Origin of the sequence: Ornithinimicrobium pulveris, assembly GCF_050261105.1 — a bacterium.
Classification (GTDB): domain Bacteria; phylum Actinomycetota; class Actinomycetes; order Actinomycetales; family Dermatophilaceae; genus Ornithinicoccus.
In genome coordinates this window covers 63,088-80,910 of sequence record NZ_CP189837.1, presented here as the reverse complement: position 1 = coordinate 80,910, position 17,823 = coordinate 63,088, and the positions used below count along the sequence as shown (strand labels likewise).

At 70.7% G+C, this 17,823-nt stretch carries 14 protein-coding genes and 1 tRNA gene; 10 read left to right on the top strand and 5 right to left on the bottom strand.

Features of this window, described 5'->3' with window-relative positions; all coding sequences use genetic code 11:
* Nucleotides 1-24: 24 nt before the first annotated feature.
* Nucleotides 25-888, top strand: coding sequence for a hypothetical protein (locus ACQBAT_RS00315; RefSeq protein WP_420746226.1), 864 nt, complete (start codon nt 25-27; stop codon nt 886-888).
* A 141-nt stretch (nt 889-1,029) separates the two neighbouring features.
* Here the strand turns inward: ACQBAT_RS00315 and ACQBAT_RS00310 are convergent, their stop codons facing one another.
* Both ACQBAT_RS00310 and ACQBAT_RS00305 read right to left on the bottom strand, forming a co-directional pair.
* A complete protein-coding gene (locus tag ACQBAT_RS00310) occupies nt 1,030-2,328 on the bottom strand; it encodes a serine hydrolase domain-containing protein (RefSeq protein ID WP_427197721.1) in 1,299 nt (432 codons plus the stop codon).
* Between the two features lie 450 nt (nt 2,329-2,778).
* Nucleotides 2,779-2,862 (bottom strand) — tRNA-Leu (locus ACQBAT_RS00305).
* A gap of 289 nt (nt 2,863-3,151) precedes the next feature.
* Here ACQBAT_RS00305 and ACQBAT_RS00300 point away from each other — a divergent pair.
* From ACQBAT_RS00300 to pknB, 6 genes are read left to right on the top strand one after another with little or no spacing between them, the layout of a single operon-like run.
* Nucleotides 3,152-4,060 carry an FhaA domain-containing protein gene (locus tag ACQBAT_RS00300; RefSeq protein WP_420746224.1) on the top strand — a complete coding sequence of 303 codons (909 nt, stop codon included), beginning with the start codon at nt 3,152-3,154 and terminating at the stop codon, nt 4,058-4,060.
* Nucleotides 4,060-4,524: an FHA domain-containing protein FhaB/FipA gene (locus ACQBAT_RS00295; RefSeq protein ID WP_420746223.1), complete on the top strand. Its 465-nt coding sequence runs from the start codon at nt 4,060-4,062 to the stop codon at nt 4,522-4,524. The genes ACQBAT_RS00300 and ACQBAT_RS00295 overlap by 1 nt, the downstream gene beginning before the upstream one ends.
* A gap of 7 nt (nt 4,525-4,531) precedes the next feature.
* On the top strand, nt 4,532-5,929 hold the full coding sequence (locus ACQBAT_RS00290) for a PP2C family protein-serine/threonine phosphatase (protein WP_420746222.1): 1,398 nt from the start codon (nt 4,532-4,534) through the stop codon (nt 5,927-5,929).
* On the top strand, nt 5,926-7,320 hold the full coding sequence (locus tag ACQBAT_RS00285) for an FtsW/RodA/SpoVE family cell cycle protein (RefSeq protein WP_420746221.1): 1,395 nt from the start codon (nt 5,926-5,928) through the stop codon (nt 7,318-7,320). The genes ACQBAT_RS00290 and ACQBAT_RS00285 overlap by 4 nt, the downstream gene beginning before the upstream one ends.
* Nucleotides 7,317-8,774, top strand: a complete 1,458-nt coding sequence (locus ACQBAT_RS00280; protein WP_420746220.1) for a peptidoglycan D,D-transpeptidase FtsI family protein — start codon at nt 7,317-7,319, stop codon at nt 8,772-8,774. Before ACQBAT_RS00285 ends, ACQBAT_RS00280 begins: the two co-directional genes overlap by 4 nt.
* Nucleotides 8,771-10,873: a Stk1 family PASTA domain-containing Ser/Thr kinase gene (gene pknB / locus ACQBAT_RS00275; RefSeq protein ID WP_420746219.1), complete on the top strand. Its 2,103-nt coding sequence runs from the start codon at nt 8,771-8,773 to the stop codon at nt 10,871-10,873. Before ACQBAT_RS00280 ends, pknB begins: the two co-directional genes overlap by 4 nt.
* A 178-nt stretch (nt 10,874-11,051) precedes the next feature.
* Here the strand turns inward: pknB and ACQBAT_RS00270 are convergent, their stop codons facing one another.
* Complete coding sequence (locus ACQBAT_RS00270; protein ID WP_420746218.1) at nt 11,052-11,315, bottom strand: cell division protein CrgA; 264 nt, start codon at nt 11,313-11,315, stop codon at nt 11,052-11,054.
* 71 nt (nt 11,316-11,386) lie between these two features.
* Between ACQBAT_RS00270 and ACQBAT_RS00265 the strand changes: the two genes are divergently transcribed.
* Nucleotides 11,387-12,157, top strand: coding sequence for a DUF881 domain-containing protein (locus ACQBAT_RS00265; protein ID WP_420746217.1), 771 nt, complete (start codon nt 11,387-11,389; stop codon nt 12,155-12,157).
* A gap of 330 nt (nt 12,158-12,487) precedes the next feature.
* Here ACQBAT_RS00265 and ACQBAT_RS00260 read toward each other — a convergent pair whose 3' ends face one another.
* Nucleotides 12,488-13,393, bottom strand: coding sequence for a rhomboid family intramembrane serine protease (locus ACQBAT_RS00260; RefSeq protein WP_420746216.1), 906 nt, complete (start codon nt 13,391-13,393; stop codon nt 12,488-12,490).
* Nucleotides 13,394-13,462: 69 nt separating this feature from the next.
* Nucleotides 13,463-13,978, bottom strand: a complete 516-nt coding sequence (locus ACQBAT_RS00255; RefSeq protein ID WP_420746215.1) for a peptidylprolyl isomerase — start codon at nt 13,976-13,978, stop codon at nt 13,463-13,465.
* 117 nt (nt 13,979-14,095) lie between these two features.
* On the opposite strand from ACQBAT_RS00255, the gene ACQBAT_RS00250 reads away from it, so the two are divergent.
* Together ACQBAT_RS00250 and ACQBAT_RS00245 are read left to right on the top strand one after the other, a co-directional pair.
* The gene (locus ACQBAT_RS00250; protein WP_420746214.1) at nt 14,096-15,367 is read left to right on the top strand and encodes a hypothetical protein; all 1,272 of its coding nucleotides are present in this window, start codon (nt 14,096-14,098) and stop codon (nt 15,365-15,367) included.
* Between the two features lie 166 nt (nt 15,368-15,533).
* Nucleotides 15,534-17,819: an acyltransferase family protein gene (locus ACQBAT_RS00245; RefSeq protein WP_420746213.1), complete on the top strand. Its 2,286-nt coding sequence runs from the start codon at nt 15,534-15,536 to the stop codon at nt 17,817-17,819.
* Nucleotides 17,820-17,823: the final 4 nt, after the last annotated feature.

The window sequence follows — 17,823 nt, the reverse complement described above, 5'->3', positions numbered from 1 at the left end:
CGGCGGCTCAGGCAGACTGGGGGGATGACGTACGAGATTCTGCTCTACCCACGCACGGCCGGACAGAGTTGGGATGAGGTGATCGCGAACGCCGAGGCCGACACCCCCGACGAGGTGCTCGGCGACGAGGCGGCGATGGCCGAGGGCGTCAAGACCTGGGAGGCGATGGAGGACCGGCTGCGCGAGGTGCTCGCCGGGCCGGTTGAGACGTGGGTGGCCGAGGAGACGGGTGGGGACGTCTTCGGCGAGGCGGAGGCGCCGTGGTCGGGGATCAAGGTCGAGCTCTTCCACGGGGCGGCGGCGGTGTCGGTCGACGGCGACGCGGCGGATGCGGACGTGCAGGAGATGATGCGCAAGGCGGTGGGCATCGTGGCCTCGCAGACCGGGTATGAGCCGTATGACCCGCAGGCGAAGGCGCCGTTCTATGGGAGTTTTGTGGGGGTGGCTGGCTCGAGCTCGCGTGGTGCGGCGCTGGGGTCGGGGCGGCCGACGGATGAGTTGGGGACCGTGAACCAGGCGGATCTGGCTGGTGGTTTGGGCGGCCCGGGTGGGTCCGGTGGCTCTGGCGGCTCTGGCGCTGAGGTGCCGGGGGTCGGCGCTCAGGCGCCGGGGGCTGGCGCTGGCGTTGCTGGGGCCGCCGGCGCGCCGGGCGGGCGGGTCGACCCGTTGCGCGATCCCACGTCGCTGCGGCGGCGCGGGAAGTTCTACTTCGTGCTGGGTGCGCTGCTGCTGGGTCTGGCCGGCTGGCGGATGAGCATGGGGGAGGCGACCTGGCTGACCTACTTCCTGCTGATCCTGGGTGTGCTGGAGGTGCTGGGCGGCTTCATGCTGATGCGGCGGGCCCGGTACTTCGCCGAGCAGGAGGCGGGTGGGCCTGCGGCCTCCTGACCGTCACGTGGAAGTCGTCACGTGGAAGTCGGAGAGGTACCCAACTCTCACGTGACGACTTCCACGGGACACTCTGTGTGGGGTCGCCGATCACGCAATGGGGCCGGTGCTGCCTGCGTCAGCGCCAGCCAGCGACCCTCCTCAGCAGGTCGCGAGCAGCGCCGGCACGATCACATCGCCCAGGTCCCAGCGGGGCTCGATCGCGGAGATGTCCCGGCCGGTCGCGGCGAGGGAGATCTGACGGGTGCCATCCGCACTGGTCAGCGCCACGCTGAGCGTGCCGAAGCTGGCGCCGTCGTGGCCGATGAACCACTGCGGGTCCTCAGGCGACGAGCACGGGTCCGGCACGAGATAGACACCAAGGCCATAGCCCTCCGCCGTCACCGGGGTCGCCATCTCCTGCACGAGAGCCGGGTCGACCAGCGCGCCGTTGACCAGCGACCGGGTGAACGAGTTCAGGTCGCCGGTGGTGCTCACGACCGCCCCAGCAGCCCTGAACAGGTCAGGGTCGAAACCCCGAAGACCCAGCCAGCCATCCCCGATCCAGGCGTCCTCTGCCAGGGCGGGATTCGGCATACCGGGATTCAGGGGGTAGGCGGAGTGGCGCATGCCCGCGGGCGACCAGATGCGCTCGCGGAGGAGCTGCTCGACCGACCGGCCGGTCTGCGCCTCGAGGAGCATGCCGAGGACGACATAGCCGGCGTTGGAGTAGACGAACTGGCCGCGCTCGGTCCACGGGAAGGCGTTGACGATGTCGACGTGGTCCTGCTGGCTGTAGTCGCGGCTGATCAACCCGCGGAACTCGTCCCAGTCCTCGGGGTCGCTCATCTGCGCGAGGAGGAGTTCGGTGGTGCCGTTGGGCATGCCGGAGGTGTGGCTGAGCAGCTCGCGCAGGGTGGCGTCGCCGTGCTCGGGGAGCAGGCCGGGCAGGACCTCGTCGACGGTGGTGTCGAGGGTCCAGGCGCCGCGCTCGACCTCCTGGAGGACGAGGGTGGCGATCATCGGCTTGGTGTTGCTCGCCGCGCGGAAGGCGTCCTGCCAACCGGCGGGCGGGTTGCGGTCGACGGCGCGCTTGCCGGCGGAACCACGCCAGGTCAGACCCGGTGAGTTGACCCGCACGCTCACCCCGATCGCGCCGTCAGCGATCACCTGCCGCATCCCGTGGTCGAGCGCGTCGGTGGCGGGGGTCGCCTGACCGGGCGGCGTGCCCTTGATCCGGACGTCCTCGAGCGCCTGCTCACCGGCCCGCTGGACCTGCTCGCGCGACTCCTCGGACGTGATTCCCGGTATGTCGTTGCTCTCCTCCGCGGGTGCCGTCGGCGCGGCGGTGGCGCTGGTGGGTAGGAGGAGGGTCATCGTCAGCAGGGCGCTGAGCGAGCCGGCGGCTGCGGTCTTGGCCTTGGTGGTGGTCTTGTTGGTCGTCGTGCTGGTCGTGCGCATCTCGTTCCCCTCGCGTGACTCGATCAACTGGTGCCGGCCCGTCGTGGGCTGGTGCTCTCCACCCTGCCGGGAGGGCGGTGGTGCTGGCATCGGTCGAACGTGGGAGATCGGTGCGAGGCTGGCTCCGTCGATGGGCGGAGATCATCTGCCGTGGGCGGTTTCGGTGCTTGAGGCGGTCGCCGGGCCTGGAGGTCACGCAGGCGGGATCGTAGGCCCCGGCGAAGAGCTGACCGGGGCACTATTCGCGTCGGTATCCCAGCACGCCCCTGCACCAGCCTGCCCGGAAACGGTTCCGGGACAGCGGAACCGGCCCCACGGCATACGGAATCGGCGCCGACGGAGGGGTCGGTGACGCCCACGACCCCCGGAACGACGAAACTCCCGGCCGGATGACCTCCGGCCGGGAGTTTCGAGAAACGACAACAGGTAGTTCAGGGAACTACGCTTCTGTGCGCGAGGGGGGAGTTGAACCCCCACGTCCTTTCGGACACACGGACCTGAACCGTGCGCGTCTGCCTATTCCGCCACTCGCGCGAGTGCCGAGCAAGATTAGCACGGCGCGTCCTGATGACCGAATCGCGAGCGCGACGCACGTTCGGTGGCCCTGATCGCGAGCACGGTGGACGTTCGGTGGCCGATCTGAGCGACATACGGCGCGTCCGGTCGAGATGGGGGGAGGGTGTCGGGGTGGGTGGGTCAGCCTCCAGGATCCTGCCAGTCCTGGCAAGTACGATCGCAGCGGCACATACGCGTCCTCTTCCCGGCCTCACCCCGGGACGACCGGGGGCAGCGGGCCAGCTGACGACCAGATGAAGGAGAGGCCGTGGGAGTGTTCGACAGGCTCGAGCGGGGGCTCGAGAAGGCCGTCAAGCAGCCCTTCGCGCGCGTCTTCAAGGCTGAGGTGCAGCCGGTGGAGATCGCCTCGGCCATGCGCAAGTCGATGGATGACCGGGCCGCCGTGCTCGGCCCCGGACGCACGATGGTGCCCAACGTCTTCACGATCGAGCTCGCCGAGAGCGACTACGAGCGCCTCGACTCCTACTCGCGCGCGCTGACCGACGAGCTCGTCGCCACCGCCGAGGACCACGCCGACGCCCAGCGCTATGTCGCCCCCGGGCCGTTCGAGGTGCGGCTCGAATCCGGCGAGGACCTGGAGACCGGCATCTTCCGCGTCCGCCCGGCCGCCAAGGACGGCCGCTCCGGTGGGGGCAGCGCCAAGGAGTACTCCCGCGCCACTCCCCGCAACGAGCAGCTCGACCGCTATCGCGGCCCCAGCTCCAGCGGACACGGCGCACACGACGAGGATGGGTATGCCGCATACCGGCGGCCGCAGGCCGCTCCCGGGGGCGCCGCTCAGGGTGGGGTGCAGGACCAGGGCCACACCCGCGAGTTCACCGAGCAGGCGCCGCCTTCGCGCCACCGCAGCGGACGGGGTCAGAAGAGCCGCCCCGTGCTCGAGGTGGGGGGACGCGCCATACCTCTGACCTCGGCCGTCACCGTCCTTGGACGGGACGCGGGCGCGGACGTGCCGGTCGATGACCCCGGCGTCTCCCGCCGCCACGCCGAGGTGCGGATCAGCCACGACGGCCCGCACCTGCAGGTGGTCGTGCGCGACCTCGGCTCGACCAACGGGACCTACCTCAACGGTGAGCAGGTGGGCTCGGAGGAGCTGCGCAGCGGCGACCGGATCACGATCGGCCGGACCCACCTGATCTTCCGCCTGGAGACCTGATGGGAGAGCTCACCCTCAACCTCATCCGCCTGGGCGTCATCGTGCTGCTCTGGGCGTTCGTCTTCTCGGTGGTCGGGGTGCTCCGGGGCGACCTCTATGGCACCCGGGTGAGCCGCAACGCCGGTCCGGCCCGCCGCCGGGAGAGCCGCGGCGAGCGCCGCCAGCGCAAGAACAACCCGACCCACCTCGTCGTCACCCAGGGCCGCCTGCGCGGTACCTCCGTGCCGCTGCACGAGTCCGGCGTGCTCATCGGCCGCAACCCCGAGTGCTCACTGGTGCTCACCGACGACTACGCCTCCGGCCGTCACCTGCGCATCTACCCAGGGGCCGACGCCTGGTATGCCGACGACCTCGGCTCGACCAACGGGACCGAGGTCAATGGGCAACGGATAGACACCGGTGCCCGGCTGGATCCGGGCGCGCAGATCCGGATCGGCCAGACCGTCATCGAGCTGCGTCGCTAGAGCCGCCATGCCCGTCTCCCTCCGCTACGCCGCCCGCACGAATGTGGGCCTGGGCAGCAAGTCCCGCAACGAGGACTCGGCCTATGCCGGCCCTGAGCTGCTGGTGCTCTGCGACGGCATGGGCGGGCATGCGGCCGGCGATGTCGCCAGCTCCCTGGTCGTAGGTGAGCTGGTCCACCTGGACGGGGAGTCGCACGGCGCCGACGATGCGCTGGACATCCTCGAGCAGGCGCTGGAGGAGGCCAACTCCCGCCTCGCCGACGTGATGGACGTCTATCCCGACTCCGACGGCATGGGCACGACGTGCATCGCGATGCTGCGCGCCGGCAGCAAACTCGCGGTCGCCCACATCGGCGACTCCCGCGCCTATCTGCTGCGCGACGGCCGACTGACCCAGATCACCAAGGACCACTCCTTCGTCCAGAAACTTCTCGACGAGGGCCGGATCGGTCCCGAGGAGGCGCTGCACCACCCGCAGCGATCACTGGTCACCCGCGTCTTCACGGGGCGCCCCGAGGATCGGCCCGACCTGTCCCTGCGCGAGCTGCGCCGCGGGGACCGGCTGTTGCTGTGCAGCGACGGGCTGACCGACTATGCCGCCGAAGAGACGGTCGCCGAGATCCTCCGGCAGACCGAGCGCACCCCTGGCCAGGTCGCCGACGAGCTCATCCAACTCGCCCTGCGCGCCTCCACCCGCGACAACGTCACCGTGATCGTCGCCGACGGCGTGCCCTCGGGTGCCGGCACCACCCGCGCCCAGGTCGTCGGTGCCGCCAGCGAGCGCCGTCGCCAGCTGAGCTCGGCCCCGCAGAGCGCCGCGGAGAAGGCTGCCCAACTCACCCGCGAGGCGAGCGGGGCCGGCGGGGCGGAGACCGACGCCCCGGTGCTCGCCGAAGAGGGTCCGACCCACCCCTTCGTGACCTGGTTGCGTCGGGTCCTGGTCACCGCCGCGGCGTTCGCCGTGCTCGGCGGCGCCGGCTGGTTCGCCTGGACCTGGAGTCAGCAGCAGTACTACGTCGGCGAGCAGGACGGCCAGGTCACCATCTACCGCGGCCTCGCCCAGGACATCGGTCCGATCCAGCTCGGCCAGCCCGAGGAGCAGACCGACCTCGCCCTCGACCGGCTGCCCACCTACTACCAGGACCGTGTCCGCCGCACCCTGTCCGCGAGCGACCGGGCCGGCGCCGACACCATCGTCGCCGAGCTGCGCCAGATCGCCGAGCGTGGCACCGCAGCCGCCGGTGGCCCGGGCGACGCCCCCGCGACGACGGCTCCTGACGACGCCGCACAGACCACCGCGCCGGCAACCCAGCCCGGTGACGGCCCGGCGATGACCGCGCTGCCTGAGGGGCATCCGCTGCGCCAGGTGCTCGAGCTCGGCCAGAACCTGGGGGAGGCACCGTGACCGCGACCGCCCACCCCCGCCCGTCCACGGTCACCAGCCTGCGCGTCCGCAGCGGCCGCACCGTCGAGCTCCTGCTGGTCCTGTTCGCGATCGCCATCACCGGACTGGCCTACGTCAACGTGGGGGTCGCCGTCGACGGCGCGCTCCCCACGGACATGTGGTGGCACGTGGCGATCTTCGCGATCTTCCCGCTCGGGCTGCACGCGGTCCTGCGGTGGCGGGCCCGGTATGCCGATCCTCTCCTCCTCCCGATCGCCACCTTGCTCAACGGGCTGGGTCTGGTGATGATCCATCGGATCGACCTGTCCCAGGGCCTGGAGATCGGCAACTCGGTCGCGACCCGCCAGCTGATGTGGACCGGCCTGTCCGTGGTGATCGCCGCGGCCACCCTGATCGCGGTGCGCGACCACCGGGCGCTGCGCCGCTACACCTACACCGCGATGGCGGCCGGTTTCGTGCTCCTGCTGCTGCCGATGCTGCCGGTGATCGGCCAGGAGATCAACGGCTCCCGGCTGTGGATCCACATCGGCCCGTTCAGCATGCAGCCCGGTGAGCTGGCCAAGATCACCCTGGCGATCTTCTTCGCGGGCTATTTGGTGAGCACCCGCGACGCCCTCTCCCTCGTCGGCCGCAAGGTCCTGGGCCTGCAGCTCCCACGCGCCCGCGACATGGGGCCGATCCTGGTCGCCTGGGGCCTGTCCGTGCTGATCCTGGTGATGCAACGCGACCTCGGCTCCTCGCTGCTCTTCTTCGGCCTCTTCGTCGCTGTCCTCTACGTCGCCACCGAGCGCACCAGCTGGATCATCATCGGGATGAGCCTGTTCGTCGGCGGTGCGGTGCTGGCCTGGCAGGTCTTCAGCCACGTCCAGCAGCGGGTCACCCTCTGGCTCGACCCGTTCGCCCCCGGTCAGTCCGACCAAGTCGCCAAGGGGCTGATGGGCCTGGGCCACGGCGGGATCTTCGGGACCGGGCTGGGCTCGGGCTATCCCTACATCACCTACTTCCCCAACAGCGACTACATCATGGCCAGCTTCGGCGAGGAGCTCGGCATGATCGGTCTGTTCGCGATGCTCGTGCTCTACGCGCTCTTCGTCGAGCGCGGCCTGCGCACCGCGATCGGCGCCCGCGAAGGCTTCGGAAAGCTGCTCGCCGCGGGCATGGCCTTCACCGTCGCCCTCCAGGTCTTCGTCATCGTCGGCGGCATCACCCGGGTCATCCCGCTCACCGGCCTGACCACGCCCTTCCTGTCCGCCGGCGGCTCCTCGCTGCTGGCCAACTGGGTGATCGTCGCGCTGCTGCTGCGGATCAGCGACCACGCCCGGCGCCCCGTCTCCGAGCGGCGCCAGGACCCGACCAAGAACATCGCCCACCCGAGGGAGGCGCACGCATGAACACCCCCATCCGGCGGTTGGCCGTCGTGGTCTTCCTGATGTTCACCGCGCTCCTGCTGTCGACCACCTGGATCCAGTTCGTCCAGGCCGGCGACCTGCGCGACCGCCCGGAGAACAGACGCACCCTGATGGACGCCTACGCCCGCGAGCGCGGCGCCATACTGGTGGACGGGACCGCCATCGCCCGCTCCGAGGCCACCGACGACGAGCTCCGCTGGATCCGCCGTTACGACCAGGCGACCCGCTATGCGCACGTGACCGGCTACTTCTCCTTCACGTATGGCGCCGGCGTGGGTCTGGAGCGCGCGCGCAACGCGGTGCTGGCCGGCACCGACGACAGCCTCTTCTACCAACGGGTCGCCGACCTGGTCACCGGCACCCCGCCCCAAGGCGCCAGCCTCGAACTGACCATCGACCCCCGCGTCCAGGCCGCCGCCGTGGAGGCCCTGGGCGACCGGCGCGGTGCCGCCGTCGCGATCGACCCCAGCACCGGCGCCATCCTGGCCCTGGTCAGCCGCCCCAGCTTCGACCCCAACGCGCTGGCCAGCCACCAGCTCACCGCAGTCGACCGCTCCTACGAGGAGTTGATCGCCGACCAGAGCCGCCCGCTGATCAACCGCGCCATCGCCGGCGACCTCTACCCGCCGGGGTCCACCTTCAAGCTGGTGCTGGCCGCCGCCGCGCTGGAGAGCGGCCGCTTCCAGCCCGACAGCGAGCTCGAGGGTGGGCGCACCTACACCTTGCCCGGCACCTCGACCGACCTGCCCAACTTCGGCGGCGCCGCCTGCGACCCGCAGGACCGGCCCACCCTGGAGCGGTCGGTGCAGGTCTCCTGCAACACCTCCTTCGCCTGGCTGGCCGGCGAACTCGGCGCGGACGCGATCCGCGACCAGGCGGTGGCCTTCGGCTTCGGCCAGAACCTCGAGATCCCGATGAGCGTGACCCCGAGCAGCTACCCCGAGGAGATGGACGACGCCCAGCTCGCGCTGACCGGCATCGGCCAGTTCGAGGTGCGGGAGACGCCGATGCAGGTCGCGATGATCTCCGCCGCAATCGCCAACGACGGCGTGGTGATGGAGCCCTACCTGGTGGACGCCGTCCGCAATGGCGACCTCGAGGTGATCGAGCGCACCGACCCCAAGACGCTCTCGCGCGCGGTGTCCAGGGAGACTGCCGAGGAGCTGCGGGACATGATGGTGAGCGTGGTGGACCAAGGTTCGGGACAGTCGGCCGCGCTCCCCGGAGTCCAGGTCGCAGGCAAGACCGGCACCGCGGAATACGGGACTCAGGGCGCAGCCCACGCCTGGTTCACCGGCTTCGCCCCTGCCGACGACCCCCAGATCGCCGTCGCGGTGATCGTCGAGTCGGCCACCGACAACTGGAGCGGCGAGACCGGCGGCGTGGTCGCCGCGCCCGTCGCCCGGGCCATGCTGGAAGCAGGAGTGCAGCCGTGACCGACGAACCCACCTCGCACGTCCCACCTCCCTCGCGGGAGGAGCCGCGCGTGCTCGGCGGCCGCTACGAGGTCGGCCCGCTGGTCGGCCGTGGCGGCATGGCCGATGTCCACCAGGGCCATGACCTGCGGCTCGGCCGCACCGTCGCGATCAAGATCTTGCGCACCGACCTGGCCCGCGACTCCTCCTTCCTGTCCCGCTTCCGTCGGGAGGCGCAGTCCGCCGCCGGCCTGTCCCATCCCTCGATCGTGGGCGTCTTCGACTCCGGTGAGCAGACCGTCCACGAGGCGGGCGGCGCGCCGGTCCAGGTGCCCTACATCGTGATGGAGTTCCTCCAGGGCAAGACCCTGCGCGAGCTGCTCAACGAGTCGACGACCAAGACGCTGGAGCCGGACGAGGCGGCGCGGGTGACGGCGGCGGTGCTGTCCGCGCTCGAGTACGCCCACGACCGCGGCCTGGTCCACCGCGACATCAAGCCCGCCAACGTGATGGTCACCGAGTCCGGGGCGGTCAAGGTGATGGACTTCGGGATCGCGCGGGCGCTCGCCGACACCGCGGCCACGATGACCCAGACGTCCGCGGTGATGGGCACGGCGCGCTATCTCTCGCCGGAGCAGGCGCAGGGGATGGATGTCGATGGGCGCAGCGACCTCTACTCGGTCGGTTGCCTCCTGTACGAGCTGCTCACCGGCCGCACCCCCTTCCAGGGTGACCCGGTCTCGCTCGTCTACCAGCACCTGGGCGAGGTCCCCAAGCTCCCGTCCACCCACGCCCGGCACCTGCCCGAGGCGTTGGATGCGATCACCCTGCACGCCTTGGAGAAGCAGCCGGAGGACCGCTACCAGAGCGCCGCCGAGTTCCGCGCCGACCTCAACGCGGCCCGGGCCGACGAGCCGATCTCTGATCGCGCCGGTCGCAGCCTGGCGATGGTCACCTCCAGCGCCGCCGCTGGGATGGGCACTGGGGCCGGGGCTGGGGCGACCGCGGCTGCCCGCGCCGTCTCCGAGCGTGGTGACCAGCCCCGCCCGTATGCCGATTCCGCCGACGACTCCGGCCTCGTCCCTGGTCTGGGGTCGGGTCGGGGTGGCGATCGCTCAAGCCGTGAGGACGACCGCTGGGAGCGGACCGATGAGATGCCGGTGCGCGAGCGTCGACACCCCGGTGCCGCCCTGCTGCTGGGTGTGCTCGCGCTGCTGGCCGTAGCCGGCGTCGGCTGGGTGCTGTGGCAGGTGCTCGGCCCCGACGCGCAGGAGGAGGTCCCGCTCGTCCCGGTCACCAGCACGATCAGCATGACCGAGGCAGCGGCCCGCACGACGCTGATGGCCGACGGCTTCGTGGTGCCTGAGGCGAGCTCACGCAACAGCAGCGCCGAGATCGGCACCGTGATCGAGCAGGATCCCAATGGTGGCACCGCCCGCGAGGGATCTACCGTGCGCCTGGTCGTCTCCGCGGGTCCGGAGGCCCAGGAGATCCCGCTGCTGGTCGGGATGGAGGAACAGGCGGCCCGTGATGAGCTGGCCAGACGTGGTTTCACCAACGTCCGCGCTGAGGCGGAGGAGAGTGACAACACCGCTGTTGAGAAGGGCCACGTCATCGGTACCGATCCTGCCGCGGGTGAGGAGATCAAGCCCGACGACGAGATCATCCTGGAGGTGTCCTCGGGCAAGGTCGAGGTCCCTGATCTGATCGGCAAGGACCGCGACGAGGCCATCACCCTGCTCAGCGATGCGCGTCTGCGGTGGCGCCCGGAGACGCGCGTGACCACTGAGGAGGAGGCCGACACGGTGCTCGAGCAGTCCGTTGATGCGGGCGATCGGGTCGATGTCGGCACCCGGATCACCATCGTCATCGCCGAAGCTCCCCCGGAGACGGTGTGGATGCCGCCGGAGACGATCACCATCGAACCTGCCCCGCCGCCCACGACGGCTCCTCCCGAGCAACCCACGGACGACCCGACCGAACCGACGGACGAGCCCACCACGGACCCGCCCACCACCGACCCGGCCGATCCCACCGACACCCCGGCCCCGACGGACGACCCCCCGACCGACACGCCGAGCCCTACGGACCCCGGCACCGATCCGCCGGCCGACGACTAACCGGGACCCGGTTGTTGCGACCAGGGACACGCTCTGTGGCGGCCGGGGACACGATCTGCAATCCCTGTATGCCCCCGCCCCGCCCCGTCCCGCCGACACGCGGAGCAGCACCGGCTCAGCCGTGCCCGGGCACGACTGAGCCGGTCATTCCCGGGTGTGTCGCGGAAAGAGTTGCGCGTCAGCGCCAGCGGGTTGCCATCAGGAAGCCGGCCATGATCAGGCCCATCCCGATGCCAAGGTTCCAGTAGCCGATCGGCCGGATCGGCAGTGCGCCACTGGTGACATAGAAGGTGGCCACCCACAGCACCCCGACGATCATCAGGCCGCACATCACCGGCACGAACCAGGACGGGTTGGAGGGCAACTTCTGGGTGGCGGGGCCCACCTCGCTGGTGCGCTGGGCGCGTGCCTTGGCGCCTTCTCGGCCGCGGGACTCGGGCACGGCGGTCTCCTTCTTCACGTTCTCGGGTCGAGGTCGGGTTCCGGTCAGGATACGCGGATAGGCTGGTGCTGATGAGCAGCGGACCAGACAAGGCGCCCCGGGTGCGGGTCCGCACCGCGGGGGTCACTGTGGTGTGCCTGCTCGCAGGGCTGCTCTTCGGCACCAGCGCAGCGATCGCACGCAACAACCCGCAGAGCACCGGCGCGCGTGACCTCGTCGGCCTGATCATGGCCCGCGATGGTCAGGTGCGAGAGCTCGGCGAGGAGGCCGAGTTCCTCCGCGCCCAGGTGCAGAGCCTGCAGGAGGATGTCGACAATGGCGCCGCCAAGGTCGCCACCCGTCGCGCCGACGCGCTCGCCCCCGACGTGGGCCTGGCCGCGGTGTCCGGCACCGCGCTGCAGGTGACTCTCGACGATGCCGGCTACACCATCGAGACTCTGCCTGAGGGCTACTCGGTGGACGATGTCGTGGTCCACCAGCAGGACCTCCAGGGCGTGGTCAACGCACTGTGGGCCGGTGGGGCCGAGGCGATCATGGTCCAGGACCAGCGGATCGTGGCCACCAGCGCCGTGCAGTGCGTCGGCAACACGCTCTACCTGCAGGGCCGCGTCTACTCACCGCCCTACACCGTGACCGCGATCGGCGATCCGGCAGCCATGCAGGCCGCGCTGGACGCGGACTCGGTGGTCAGCATGTACCGCCAGTGGGCCGACGCCATCGGCCTGGGCTACGCCGTGGTCGAGGTCCCGTATGCCGAGCTTCCCGCCTACTCCGGCGGTGTCCGCCCGCAGTTCGCCAGTGTCGTCGAGCAGGTCGCCCCAGTCGAGGCCCCGGAAGGCTGACTTCGGGGTGGGCACAGTCTGTCGTGACCGGGAACGCGAGCTGCAGCCACCAGGGACCCGGTATCTCGTGACCGGGGCACAAGTTCGTCTGCCCCGCCGTACCTTCACACGTGCACATCGTCCGACCTGCAGCTTCCCACCTGCGCATTCGTCGCCGGCCGCTGCGTTGCGCACGTTTGAATGCCCGCTGGATGCGCGCGCTGGGGTGCGTGACGACTTCTGCGGGAATCCCCGGACACCGGTAGGCCCACTTGTCCACAGGTTGTCCCCACTCTGGGGATAATCACACCTGTGTAACTCGATTTCTGTGGATAACCAGGAGGAGGGTGCTCAGCTGAAGGTGAAGGTGAAGGCGTAGTCGCCCATCACGCTGACCAGCCGCCAGACGGCCAGGGCGACGAGGACGACCAGCACCCCGCCGAGGGCGGGCCAGATGAGCCGCCGTCGCCGCTCGGCCTCCGGCGTCCGCCCCGGCACCGAGGTCACCAGCAGCAGGCCACCGATCGCGGCACCCGTGAGAGCACCACCGATGTGCGCCTGCCAGGCGATGCCGGAGACGAAGAAGGGGATCGCCAGGTTGAGGCCGATCATCACGAGCAGCGCGGTCGGCACCTGGCCACTTCGCAGGGCGAGCACGACATACAGCAGCAGCAGCCCGAAGATCGCTCCGGACGCGCCGACCACCTGGGTGCGCCAGTAGTCCAATCCGCTGAGCAGCAGCACGCCCACGCAGCCGCCGATCGCGCACAGCAGGTAGGTCGCCAGGAACTTCGCCCGCCCCAGCGCCTGCTCGAGCATCGGCCCGAACGCGAACAGGATGTACATGTTGAACAGGATGTGCAGGATCCCGCGGGGCGAGTGCACGAACGCCGAGGTGATGAAGCGCCACGGCTCACTGCCCGCGAGCAGCCCGACGAAGGACAGCTCGCGGGTCACCAGCGGGTTGGCCAGCTGCCCCAGGAAAACGGCGATGCAGATACCGAGCAGCGACCAGGTGACGATCGGTCGCCCGTCGCGCACCGGCGCGCCGAAAGCTGTCCGAGGGGTCGGCACCGAGCGCGCCCCCTCCTTGACGCAGTCGACGCACTGGATGCCGACGGCGGCCGGGCGCTGGCAGTCTGGGCAGGTGGGCCGGTCGCAGCGCTGGCAGGAGATGTAGGACACCCGGTCCGGATGCCGCGGACAGACCGGTGCCGCGTCCGTATGCCGTGTCTCGGGGCTGCTCTGATCGCTCACGGGAGGGGGCGGCTGGGTGGTGAACTGGTGGCGGTGGAGTCAGTCAGTCTCTGGCGGTCGGGCCGACGGTCAGGCGACCGAGACGCTCTTGATGACGACCGGCTCGAGCGGCTTGTCGCTGGCGTCGGTGGAGACCGCAGCGATCGCGTCGACGACGGCACGGGAATCCTCGTCGGCGACCTCACCGAAGATGGTGTGCTTGCCCTGCAGCCAGGTGGTCGGCTCGACGGTGATGAAGAACTGCGACCCGTTGGTCCCCTTGCCCATCCGCTTGCCGGCGTTGGCCATGGCGAGCATGTAGGGCTTGGAGAAGTCCTTGTCCGGGCTGATCTCGTCGTCGAAGGTGTAGCCGGGGCCCCCGAAGCCCTCACCCAGCGGGCAGCCGCCCTGGATCATGAAGCCCGGGATGATCCGGTGGAACTTCAGCCCGTCGTAGAACGGCTGTGGGTTGGTGCGGCCGGCGTCGTCCTTGTACTCCTGCTCGCCCGTGGCCAGGCCGACGAAGTTCTTGACCGTCTTCGGCGCAGCGTGCTCGAAGAGCTCGATGGTGATGTCGCCGTGGTTGGTGTGGAGCGTCACGTTCATGGCTCCAGTCTGACATGACGCACCGACAGGGGCCGCCCGTGGATGAGGCCCCCGGTGGTGCTGACGGGGTGGACAAGGCAGGATTGGGAGAGAAACCGAGACGAAGGAGGACGGTCCGTGTTCTTCAAGACCGATGCCGAGCGAGCCGCTGCCCAGGCGGCCAAGGCACGCCAGGACGCCGCGGTGGCGGGCACCAACGCCGCGTCCGGGGCGCGCAACCTCGGCGCTGCCGTCGTGGCCACCCTGGCCGAGGCAACCGCACCCAAGGACGACAAGAGTGGCAAGCGCCACGCCAAGAAGGCCCGTGCCAAGGCGCTGAAGGCGGCCAGCAAGGACCGCGACGCCATCGAGAAGGCGGCGGCCAAGGCGGCCAAGCACGGCAAGAAGGCCACTAAGCACGGCAAGAAGGGCCTGGACAAGCAGGCTAAGGAAGCCGGTCAGACCGCGTCCGCTCTCGCCGGTGCCGCTGGCGTCGGCGCCCAGCGCGCGGCCGAGGTCACCAAGGAGCACAGCGCGCACGCCGCTGACTACCTGCGTGAGCACGGCGGTCACGCGGCCGACTACCTGCGCGAGCACGGCTCCGACGCGGCCAAGACGGTCCGCAAGAACGCCGGCCCGCTGGGCGAGAAGGCTGCCGAGAAGGCCGGCGTCGGCGCCGCCATGATCGCCGCCCTCGCTGCCGCCGCTCGCGAGAAGGCTGCCGAGACCCGCTACCACGCCGTCGCCGGCATGGACCGCGGCATCGACGCTGCGGTGCCGCGCGCCCAGGAGGGCGTGGCGGCCATGGGTCCGCGCGTGGACCACCTGCGCGATGTCATCAACGACGAGCTGCTGCCCAAGCTCCAGGCGATGCTCGGTGACGTCCAGACCGGCAAGGACCGCGTCCTCGCCCAGGACGAGGGCGTCGTCGCTGCGCTGACCGGCGCCCCCAAGAAGCGTCGCCGCAAGGGTGGCGCGCTGATCACCCTCGGCCTGCTGGCTGCGGCCGGTGCCGGCCTGGCCTGGTACCTCTCCCAGCAGCAGAACCAGGCTCAGGACCCGTGGGCAAGCACCCCGGGCGAGGCTGACCCGTGGGCCAGCCGCACCCCGGTCGGGGTCGCGAGCGTGGACGTCGACAGCTCGGGCACCGTCACCAGCACCGAGGGCGGCACCGCCGGCACCGCGGTCTCCCCGGCCTACGGCGCCTCGGGCACGGCTGGCGCTCCGGTCGCCGAGGTTGAGGTCACTGAGGTCGAGGTCACCGAGGGTGACGGCTCGGTGCACATGCTCGAGGCCGACGAGATCGACGAACTCGCCACCCACGAGCCCCTCTCGACCGAGGAGCAGACCCCTGGCGAGACCCCGGAGGACGAGATCGAGCGCGCCCGCCGCGAGGAGGGCCGCGCCTGATCGCCCCTCAGCGCTGCTGACCTGCGCCACCTCAGCGCGTCAGCAACTCCTCACCATCGCCGACCGGCCTTGCGACACACCGTGTTCAAGGCCGGTCGGCGCGTCTGCGGGCACCTAGCCTGACGGGTGAAGTCACGATCGTCGGCCAACTGGGAGGTGCCCTCGGATGTCGGTGCCCGCCCGGGATGCCACCCCCGGCCCTGAGCTCGACCCGCAGGGCTTCGTCGACGCACCGCCCACCTCCCCGACCTACGCCCCCCGGCGACCGACCCGCGGGAGGGATGACACCGCATACGGGGACGGGCAGCGGGCGAGCTCCGACCTCCTGGAGCCCACCCACCCCACCGGCCCGAAGCGCCGTCGCGGCGGACGCGGGGGCCGCGGACCCACCGGAGTCGCCCCGCGCCCCGGCTACATCCCCGGTCTGGACGGTCTGCGCGCCATCGCGATCGCGGCCGTCCTCGTCTTCCACTACCTGCCCGCCTGGCTGCCCGGCGGCTACCTCGGCGTGGACGTCTTCTTCGTCGTCAGCGGCTTCCTGATCACCACCCTGCTGCTGCGCGAGATCGACAGCAAGGGTCGGATCGACCTGCTCGGCTTCTGGCGGCGCCGGGCCCGACGGCTGCTGCCCGCGCTCCTGCTCGTCGTGCTGGTCAGCGTCAGCGCCGCCCGCGCCATCGGCGGCGATCTGCTCGTCGGGATCGGTCGGCAGACGCTCGGCGCGCTCACCTTCACCACCAACTGGCTGGAGATCGCGGCCGGCGCCAGCTACTTCCACGCGACCTCGCCGATCCTGTTCATCAACTTCTGGTCGCTGGCGGTCGAGGAGCAGTTCTACCTGCTGTGGCCGCTGAGCCTGGTGGTCGCGCTCGCGGTGACGCGGACCACGCGGCAGCGGGTGATCGCGGTCGCCACGATCGGTCTGGTCAGCGCGATCCTGATGGCCACCCTCTACGACGGCGGCGACGCGACCCGCGTCTACTACGGCACCGACACGCACCTGATGGGCCTGATGGCCGGCGCCGCGTTCGCGCTCGCCTGGGCCGACCCGACGCACCGGGCGGGACTGCGGTCCCGCGCCTGGCGGCGTTATCGGGGGTATGCCGCACTCCTCGCCGTGGTCGGCCTGTTCGCGCTGATGATGTGGATGGACGAGTCCTCGGCGCTCACCTTCCGCGGCGGGATCCTGCTGGCCTCGCTGCTGACCGTGGTGCTGGTTGCCGCGGCCCTGGAGGCGGACGGTCCGTGGCGTCGGGTGATGGAGCTGCGGCCGCTGCGGTGGCTCGGGGAGCGCTCGTATGGCGTGTACCTGTGGCACTGGCCCGTCCTGGTGATCATGGGTGCCCTGGTGCCCTACGCCGCGGGGACCGTGCGTGGCGGGCTCGTGCTGTCCGCGGCGCTGGTGCTCACCTTCGCCTTCGCCGAGCTCTCGCTGAGGCTCGTGGAGCGCCCGGTCCGGCGACACGGCATACGGGCCTCGGTCCGGCGCCTGACGCGCTGGGTGACGACGCCCTGGAACGTGAGCCGCACCCCGCGGATCGTGGCTGCCGCGGTCGTGCTGATGCTGATCGCGACCGTCGTCGCCATCGCGACGGCGCCCGAGAAATCGGAGACGCAGCGGCAGATCGAGGCGACCGAGGCACGGCTCGCGGGCGAGGGCGGAGCGCCTGCAGCCGGGGCCACCGACGAGGCCGGCTCCGGGGACACCGCGACCGAGGGCGTGGCCGGCGCTGAGTTGGGCGAGGAGCTCGGCTTGGCCAGTGGCGACGGCGCGGGCGACTCGGCGGACGACGGCTCAGAGGGGTCGAACGCGGGTGGCAGCGACACGAAGAAGGACAGCGCGACGAAGGACAGCGCCCAGGACGAGAAGACGGACGACAAGGCGGCCGATGGGGTGGCCGAGGACGGGAAGAGCGCGCAGGTCAACGGCGTGCCCTTCACGGCCGACGCCGACGGCTACCTCGTCCCCTCCGGTGACGCGCTGACCGCTATCGGCGACTCGCTGGTGGTGACCTCGGCGGACGGCCTGAGCTATCGCTTCCCGGGGATCAACTACATCGCCAAGTCGAACCGTCAGTGGGGCGATGCGAACGCGCTGATCGAGGCCGGGATCGCGGACGACACCATCCGCAAGGACGTCGTGCTCCACTTCGGCACCAACGCCGGCGTGGACGAGAAGGCGCTGCGCTCGGCGCTCGACACCCTCGGGCCGGATCGCAATGTGGTGGTGATGAACCTCTTCGTCCGCGCCTCCTTCACCGACTCCTCCAACGCCACCCTGGAAAAGGTCGTGGCCGACTACGACAACGTGGTCCTGGGGGACTGGGCGGGCACGATCAGCCAGCAGCCGGGCGTGCTGCAGGCGGACAAGGTGCACCCCGACCTGGAGGGCATGCACGTGTATGCCGAGGTCGTCGCCGAAGCCTTCGACGAGCTGGCGCGTCGGGACTGACGCT